The sequence below is a fragment of the Roseisolibacter sp. H3M3-2 genome (assembly GCF_029211165.1).
Lineage (GTDB): Bacteria > Gemmatimonadota > Gemmatimonadetes > Gemmatimonadales > Gemmatimonadaceae > Roseisolibacter.
In genome coordinates, this window is sequence record NZ_JARGEK010000115.1 from 1 (window position 1) to 7,561 (window position 7,561).

Genomic DNA, 7,561 nt, shown 5'->3' on the forward strand with positions numbered 1-7,561 from the left:
GACAGCGACGTGGCCGACGGCGACGCGGTGGAGGCGGCGTTCGCCGAGGCGCGCGCGGCGCTCGGGCCGGTGCGCGCGCTGGTGGCCAACGCCGGCGAGTCGGCGAGCGCGCGCGCCGAGGCGACGGACCGCGCGCTGTGGGACCGCATGCTGGCGGTGAACCTCACCGGCGCGTGGCTGTGCGCGCGCGAGGTGCTGGCGGAGATGCGCGCGGCCGGCGGCGGGCGCGTCGTGCTCGTCGCGTCGACGGCGGCGCTCAAGGGGTACCCGGGGACGGCGGCGTACGCGGCGTCGAAGGCGGGGCTGCTGGGGCTCGCCCGCGCGCTGGCCGCGGAGACCGCGCGCGACGGGGTGACCGTCAACGCGGTGTGCCCGGGGTACACCGAGACCGACATGGCGCGCTCGGCGATCGACGCGCTGGTGGCGGGCGGGCGCACGCCGGACGAGGCGCGGAAGACGCTGGAGCGGCTCAACCCGCGGCGGACGCTGGTGCGCCCGGAGGAGGTGGCGGCGACCGTGGCGTGGCTGTGCGCGCCCGGGGCGAGCGCAATCACCGGGCAGGCCGTCGCGGTCGCGGCGGGGGAGGTCATGTGAGCGCCGTGAGCGAGTTCGGCCCCGACTTCGTCGCCGCGGACTACCGCGCGACCCACTTCGGCTGGTCGGTGGCCGACCGCGTCGGCACGGTCACGCTGGACCGGCCGGAGCGGAAGAACCCGCTCACCTTCCAGTCGTACGACGAGCTGGCGGCGCTGTTCCGGCGGCTGCCGCGGGCGCGCGACGTGCGCGCGGTGGTGGTCACGGGCGCCGGCGGCAACTTCTCGTCGGGCGGCGACGTGCACGAGATCATCGGCCCGCTGGTGCGCATGCAGGAGGCCGGCGACGCGCCGGGGCTGCTGCGCTTCACCCGCATGACCGGGGAGCTGGTGAAGGCGATGCGCGCCTGCCCGCAGCCGATCGTCGCCGCGGTGGACGGCGTGTGCGCCGGCGCGGGGGCGATCGTCGCGATGGCGTCGGACCTGCGGCTCGGCACGGCGCGCAGCAAGGTGGCCTTCCTGTTCGTGCGGGTCGGGCTCTCGGGCGCCGACATGGGGGCGTGCGCGCTGCTGCCGCGCATCGTCGGGCAGGGGCGCGCGAGCGAGCTGCTGTACACCGGGCGCTTCCTCGGCGGCGAGGAGGCGGAGCGGTGGGGGTTCCACAACCGCCTCGTCGAGCCGGAGGCGCTGCTCGGCGAGGCGACGGCCCTGGCGCGCGCGCTGGCGCACGGGCCGACGTTCGCGCACGGGATGACCAAGGCCGCGCTCCACCAGGAGTGGAGCATGTCGGTCGACGAGGCGATCGAGGCGGAGGCGCAGACGCAGGCGCTCTGCATGCAGACGCGCGACTTCGCGCGCGCCTACCGCGCCTTCGTCGAGAAGCGGACGCCCGTGTTCGAGGGGGACTGAGATGGCGGAGCCGCTGCCGCACCTCGGCTGGCCCTTCTTCGACGATCGGCACCGCGCGCTGGGCGCCGAGCTGTCGGCGTGGGCGCGCGCCGAGCTGGCCGACGAGCCGCCGCACGGGCACGACGACGTGGGCGAGGCGACGCGGGCGCTGGTGCGCCGGCTGGGCGACGCCGGGTGGCTGCGGCTGGCGGTGCCCGCGGCGCACGGGGGGACGTTCGCCGCGCTCGACGTGCGCGCGCTCTGCCTGGCGCGCGAGACGCTGGCCCGCGCCGACGCGCTGGCCGACTTCGCGTTCGCGATGCAGGGGCTCGGGGGCGGGCCGATCGCGCTCTTCGGCGACGAGGCGCTGCGCGCGCGCTACCTGCCGCCGATCGCCGCGGGGCGCGCGGTGGCGGCGTTCGCGCTCTCCGAGGAGCACGCGGGGTCGGACGTGACGTCGATGACGACGACGCTGCGCCGCGACGGCGACGCGCTGGTGCTCGACGGCGAGAAGACGTGGATCTCCAACGCCGGCGTGGCCGACCACTACGTCGTGTTCGCGCGCGAGCCCGGGGCCGGCGACAAGGCGTTCGCCGCCGTGGTGGTGGACGCCGACGCGCCGGGGTTCGCGGTGACGCGGCGGGTGGACGTGACGGCGCCGCACCCGCTGGGGACGATCCGCTTCGACGGGTGCCGCGTGCCCGCGGCGCAGCGGATCGGCGAGCCGGGGCGCGGGCTGCGGGTGGCGCTGGGCACGCTCGACGTCTTCCGCAGCACGGTGGGCGCGGCGGCGCTGGGGATGGCGCGGCGGGCGCTGGACGAGGCGCTGGCGCACGCGCGGCGGCGGCGGGTGTTCGGGAAGCCGCTCGCCGAGTGGCAGCTGACGCAGGCGCGGCTGGCCGAGATGGCGCTGGCCGTCGACGCGAGCGCGCTGCTGGTGTACCGCGCGGCGTGGACGCGCGACGCGGGCGCCGAGCGGGTGACGCGCGAGGCGGCGATGGCGAAGCTGCACGCGACCGAGGCGGCGCAGCGCGTTGTGGACGACGCGGTGCAGCTGCTCGGCGGGCTGGGGGTGCGGGTGGGCGGGGTGGTCGAACGGCTCTACCGCGAGGTCCGCGCGCTGCGGATCTACGAGGGGACGAGCGAGATCCAGCGGCTCGTGATCGCCGGCGAGCTGCTCAAGGCGACCGAGTGAGCGACCCCATGACCGAGAGCGCGCCGGCGGCGCGGTCGGCGCACGTCGACCCGTTCTGCCGCGACCACCTGCCGCCGCGCGACCAGTGGCCGCTGCTGCGCTACGACCTGCTCCCCCGGCTCGACTACCCGGACCGCCTGAACTGCGCCGTCGAGCTGCTCGACGCGCAGGTGGCGAACGGGCTGGGGCGGCGCCCCGTCTTCCACACCGCGGCCGGGACGTGGACGTACGGCGAGCTGCTGGCCGCCAGCAACCGGATCGCGCACGCGCTGGTCGAGGAGCTGGGGGTGGTGCCGGGGGCGCGCGTGCTGCTGCGCGGCCCGAACACGCCGCTGCAGGTGGCGTGCTGGTTCGCCGTGCTGAAGGCGGGCGCGGTGGCCGTGTGCACGATGCCGCTGCTGCGCGCGCGCGAGGTGGCGTACGTCGCCGAGAAGGCGCGCGTGTCGCTGGCGCTGTGCGACGCGCGGTGCCTCGACGACTGCGCGGCGGGGTTCGCGGGGCGCGAGGGGGCGCGCACGGTGACGTTCGGCGGCGACGGCGGCGAGGGGTCGCTGGAGGCGCTGATGCGCGGGAAGCCGGCGACCTTCGACGCCGTCGACACGGCGGCCGACGACGTGGCGCTGATCGCCTTCACGTCGGGGACCACCGGGCAGGGGAAGGGCACCATGCACTTCCACCGCGACGTGCTGGCGGTGTGCGACTGCTTCCCGCCGCACCTGCTCGGCCTGCGCCCCGACGACGTGTGTGCGGGGACGCCGCCGATCGCCTTCACCTTCGGGCTGGGCGGGCTCGTGCTGTTCCCGATGCGCGCCGGCGCGTCGGCGGTGCTGCTGGAGCAGGGCTCCCCCGCCCTGTTGCTCGACGCGGTCGAGCGGTTCCGCGCGACGGCGACGTTCACCGCGCCGACGGCGTACCGCGCGATGGCGGGGCTGCTGGCCGGGCGCGACGTGTCGTCGCTGCGGCTGTGCGTGTCGGCCGGCGAGGCGCTGCCGAAGGCGACGTCCGAGGCGTGGCAGGCGGCGACGGGGCTGCGCATCGTGGACGGGATCGGCGCCACCGAGATGCTGCACATCTTCATCAGCGCGGCCGGCGACGACGTGCGCCCCGGCTCGACGGGGAAAGTCGTGCCGGGGTACGAGGCGCGCGTGGTGGACGACGACATGGCCGAGGTGCCGCGCGGCACGGTGGGGCGGCTGGCGGTGCGCGGCCCCACCGGGTGCCGCTACCTCGACGACGCGGAGCGGCAGCGCGGCTACGTGCGCGACGGGTGGAACCTCACCGGCGACTCGTACGTGCAGGACGCCGACGGCTACTTCTGGTACCAGGCGCGCACCGACGACATGATCGTCTCGTCGGGGTACAACATCGCCGGGCCCGAGGTCGAGGCGGCGCTGATGCTGCACGAGGCGGTGCAGGAGTGCGCGGTGGTCGGGCTGCCCGACGAGGAGCGCGGGCAGCTGGTGACGGCGTACGTCGTGTGCCGCGCGGGCGTCGCGGCCGACGAGGCGCTCGCGAAGGCGCTGCAGGACCACGTGAAGGCCACGATCGCGCCGTACAAGTACCCGCGGCGGGTGGTGTTCGTCGACCAGCTGCCGCGCACGGCCACGGGGAAGCTGCAGCGCTACCGCCTGCGCGAGGGGGACGCGTGACCGTCGTGCAGCCCGAGGGGTGGCCGCGCGGCGTCGGGTACGCCGACGGGATCGTCGCCGAGGGGCGCGTGCTCGCGGTCTCGGGGCAGATCGGGTGGGACCCGACGACGCAGGCGTTCGCCACCGACGACTTCGCCGAGCAGACGGCGCAGGCGCTGCGCAACCTGGTCGCGGTGCTGCGCGCGGCGGGCGCCGAGCCGGCGCACCTGGTGCGCCTCACCTGGTTCGTGACCGACCGCGCGGCGTACGTGGCGGCGCGCCGCGCCGTCGGGCGCGCGTACCGCGAGATCCTCGGCGCGCACTACCCGGCGATGTCGGTGGTGGTCGTCGCGGGGCTGCTGGAGGAGCGCGCGCTGGTCGAGATCGAGGCGACGGCGGTCATCCCGACGTGAGCGCGGTCGCGTGAGCGTGCTGGACGCGCCGCGGCGGCTCGAGCTCCCCTCGGGCGCCGCGCTGGCGGTGGTGCAGACGGGGGCCGGCGACCCGGTCGTGTTCGTGCACGGCGGCGGGAAGGACCTGCGCTACTGGCGCCGGCAGGTCGCGCCCTTCTCGGCGCACTTCCGCGTGGTCGCGTACAGCCGCCGCCACTCGTGGCCGCACCTCAACCCGCCGCCGGGCGACGCGCACTCCCCGCGCGTGGACGCTGAGGACCTGGGCGCGCTGCTCGACGCGCTGGCGCTGGGGCCCGCGCACGTCGTGGCGGCGTCGGTGGGGGGCGTGGCCGCGCTCGCGCTGGCGCTGGAGCGGCCCGGCGCGATCCGCTCGCTGGTGCTCGCCGAGCCGCCGGTCCTCCCGCTGGCCGACGCGACGCCCGGGGGCGCGGCGATGCGGCGCGACTTCGTGCGCGGCGTCTTCGACCCGGCCGCCGCCCGCTTCCGCGCCGGCGACGCCGACGGGGCGATGCGCGGGATCGTCGACGGCTTCCTCGGCGCGGGGACGTTCGACGGGCTGCACGCGCGGGCGCGCGGCCGCGTGCTGGAGAACGCGCGCGACTGGGAGGCGCACGTGCGGTCGGAAGAGCCCTTCCCCGCCCTGTCGCGCGAGCGGCTGGCCGCGCTGCGGATCCCGGTGCTGATGCTCACCGGCACGCGCACCACGCCGCTACATCGCGTGGTGGACGACGCGCTCGCCGACGTGCTGCCGGACGTGCGGCGGGTGGTCGTGGAGGGGGCGACGCACGATCTGTGGGCGGACGAGCCGGAGGGGTGTCGGGAGGCGGTGCTGGGGTTTCTGCGGGAACGGCGAACTCGGGAGTAGCGAACTCGGGAAGGGCGAACTCGGAGACTGCGAACTCGGAGACTGCGAACTCGGAGACTGCGAACTCGGAGACTGCGAGCTTCGCTCCTCTCGAGTTCGTAGTACCCGTGTTCGTAGTACCCGTGTTCGTAGTACCCGTGTTCGCCGTTCCCGACTTCGCCCTACCCGGCCGTCACCGGCTCCGTCAGCCCAGACCCCTCCGGATCCCGGCTCGCCACGCGCACCGGCACCGCGACGTCGCGGTCGAGGGCGAGCGGGACGAGCCAGCGCAGGTTGTCGATCAACGCCGGCGGCAGCGCGGCCGGGTCGGCGAGGAAGACCTCCTGGTCCTCGGCGGTGTGCGCGTGACGCGCGGCCTCGTCGAAGGCGCGCACGGCGTGCATGCGGTACACCGGGTCTTCCCACACGAGGAACTCCTCCCACGCCGCGACGTCGACGCCGGCCTCCTCGCGCACCTCGCGCCGCGCCGCGTCGAGCGCCGACTCGCCGGCCAGCAGCTTGCCGCCGAGCGCGTTGACCCGGCCGGCCTGCCAGGCGGGGCGCGTCTTGCGCATCAGGACGACGTGGCGGCCGTCGGGGGTGAAGAGGAGGGCGAGGACGTAGACGAAGTGGGGCATTCGATTCCGTTTGGAACGGCGGGAGTCGTCACTGCGGGAGTCATCCAAGCGGGAGTCGTTACTGCGCTCCGCTTTGCGCGGTCGCGACTCCCGCATCTTCGACTCCCGCAGTCACGACTCCCGCCGTTCGGGATTCGCGCCCCACGATGGCCGTCAGCGCCATGTGCCCCGTCACGTTCGTCAGCGTGCGGAACGCGTCCGTGATCGGGTCGACGGCGAGCAGCAGGCCGACGCCGGCGGCGGGGACGCCGACCGAGGTGAGGACGGGGGCCATCACGAGGAAGACGCCGCCGGGGACGCCCGGGACGCCGACGCTGAGCAGGACGGCGGTGGCGCCGACGCCGAGCTGCTGGGCGGCGGTGAGCTCGACGCCGGCGAGGCGGGCGAGGAAGAGGGTGCCGACGATGATCGCGACCGTCACCGAGATGCGGAACGTCGCCACCGCGAGCGGCAGCAGCATCGCCACCGACGCCGGCGGGAGCGCGAGGTGCTGCTCGGCGCCGCGCAGCATGGCCGGGAGCGCGGCCAGCGACGAGCGGGTGCCGAGGGCCACCGCCTGCGCGGGCGCCGCCGCGCGCGCGAAGGTGCGCAGCGGGACGCGGCCGAGGGTGATCGCGCCCACGTACATCCCGACGTTGATCGTGAGGCAGAGCGCGATGGTGAGCACGACGTAGCCGGCCAGCGCGCCCGCCGCCGCGGCGCCGGCGCGGGCGCCCAGCGGGAGCGCGAGCGCGAAGACGCCGAGCGGGGCGAGCGCCAGCACCCAGCGCACCACCACCAGCAGCGCGTCGGCCACCGCGCGCGAGACGCCGACGAGCGCGGCGCGCGACGCCTCGGGGATGCGCGTGGCGGCGGCGGCGAAGGCGAGGGTGAAGACCACCAGCGGGAGGAGCGCGCCGTCGGCCGCCGCCTTCACCGGGTTGGTCGGGATCAGCCCCACCAGCCAGTCGCGCAGCCCCACCGGGGCCACCGCCTCGCCGAGGGGCGCCGCGCCGGCGCCGAGGGCGGCCAGCGCGTCGGGGGGCGGCACGGGGAGGCGCGCGAGCAGCGTCGGCGTCACGAGCAGCACGAGCGCGGCGCCGAGGCCCAGGCTGACCGCGAAGGCGACGGCGACGCGCAGGCCGAGCCGCCCCACCACGCGCGCGTCGTCGGCGGCCACCGCGCCGACCAGCAGCGACGCGACCAGCGGAACGACGGTCATGCGGATCGCGTTGACCCACGTCGTCCCTAGCGGCTCGGCGGCCGCCAGCAGGGCGTCGAGCGACGGGGCGGGGAGCGCGGCGCGCAGCCCCGCGCCGAGGGCGAGGCCGGCGGCGAGCGCGGCGAAGGTGCGGGCGGCGGGGGACACGCGGCGGGAATGGGCACGGCGGGCATCCCGGAGTCAAGGGAGCAGCGGCGAGCGGCGAGCGGCGAGCGGCGAGC

General features: G+C 76.4%; 8 protein-coding genes. 6 read left to right on the forward strand and 2 right to left on the reverse strand.

Features of this window, described 5'->3' with window-relative positions; genetic code table 11:
- The 6 genes from PYV61_RS11425 to PYV61_RS11450 form a co-directional block, all read left to right on the forward strand.
- On the forward strand, nucleotides 1-594 hold a 594-nt coding region (locus PYV61_RS11425), incomplete at its 5' end, for an SDR family oxidoreductase (protein WP_275831516.1).
- Nucleotides 591-1,442 carry an enoyl-CoA hydratase family protein gene (locus PYV61_RS11430; protein ID WP_275831518.1) on the forward strand — a complete coding sequence of 284 codons (852 nt, stop codon included), beginning with the start codon at nucleotides 591-593 and terminating at the stop codon, nucleotides 1,440-1,442. The genes PYV61_RS11425 and PYV61_RS11430, both read left to right, overlap by 4 nt.
- 1 nt (nucleotide 1,443) lies before the next feature.
- The gene (locus PYV61_RS11435; protein WP_275831520.1) at nucleotides 1,444-2,616 is read left to right on the forward strand and encodes an acyl-CoA dehydrogenase family protein; all 1,173 of its coding nucleotides are present in this window, start codon (nucleotides 1,444-1,446) and stop codon (nucleotides 2,614-2,616) included.
- A gap of 8 nt (nucleotides 2,617-2,624) precedes the next feature.
- The gene (locus PYV61_RS11440) at nucleotides 2,625-4,265 is read left to right on the forward strand and encodes a benzoate-CoA ligase family protein (RefSeq protein WP_275831522.1); all 1,641 of its coding nucleotides are present in this window, start codon (nucleotides 2,625-2,627) and stop codon (nucleotides 4,263-4,265) included.
- Nucleotides 4,262-4,657: a RidA family protein gene (locus PYV61_RS11445; RefSeq protein WP_275831524.1), complete on the forward strand. Its 396-nt coding sequence runs from the start codon at nucleotides 4,262-4,264 to the stop codon at nucleotides 4,655-4,657. Before PYV61_RS11440 ends, PYV61_RS11445 begins: the two co-directional genes overlap by 4 nt.
- A gap of 10 nt (nucleotides 4,658-4,667) precedes the next feature.
- Nucleotides 4,668-5,522 (forward strand): alpha/beta hydrolase, encoded by an 855-nt coding sequence (locus PYV61_RS11450; RefSeq protein WP_275831527.1) that lies wholly within the window; start codon nucleotides 4,668-4,670, stop codon nucleotides 5,520-5,522.
- Nucleotides 5,523-5,683: 161 nt separating this feature from the next.
- On the opposite strand, the gene PYV61_RS11455 is transcribed toward PYV61_RS11450, so the two are convergent.
- Together PYV61_RS11455 and PYV61_RS11460 are read right to left on the reverse strand one after the other, a co-directional pair.
- Entirely contained in the window at nucleotides 5,684-6,139 is a 456-nt protein-coding gene (locus PYV61_RS11455) for an NUDIX domain-containing protein (RefSeq protein WP_275831529.1), read from the reverse strand.
- Between the two features lie 58 nt (nucleotides 6,140-6,197).
- Entirely contained in the window at nucleotides 6,198-7,487 is a 1,290-nt protein-coding gene (locus tag PYV61_RS11460; protein WP_275831531.1) for a cation:dicarboxylase symporter family transporter, read from the reverse strand.
- Between the last annotated feature and the right edge of the window lie 74 nt (nucleotides 7,488-7,561).

What these genes read in the sequence shown, in the direction of transcription:
- PYV61_RS11435 (WP_275831520.1), top strand. Translation starts at nt 1,444, where the DNA reads ATGGCGGAGCCGCTGCCGCACCTCGGCTGGCCCTTCTTCGACGATCGG.
- PYV61_RS11440 (WP_275831522.1), top strand. Translation starts at nt 2,625, where the DNA reads ATGACCGAGAGCGCGCCGGCGGCGCGGTCGGCGCACGTCGACCCGTTC.
- PYV61_RS11455 (WP_275831529.1), bottom strand. Translation starts at nt 6,139, where the DNA reads ATGCCCCACTTCGTCTACGTCCTCGCCCTCCTCTTCACCCCCGACGGC.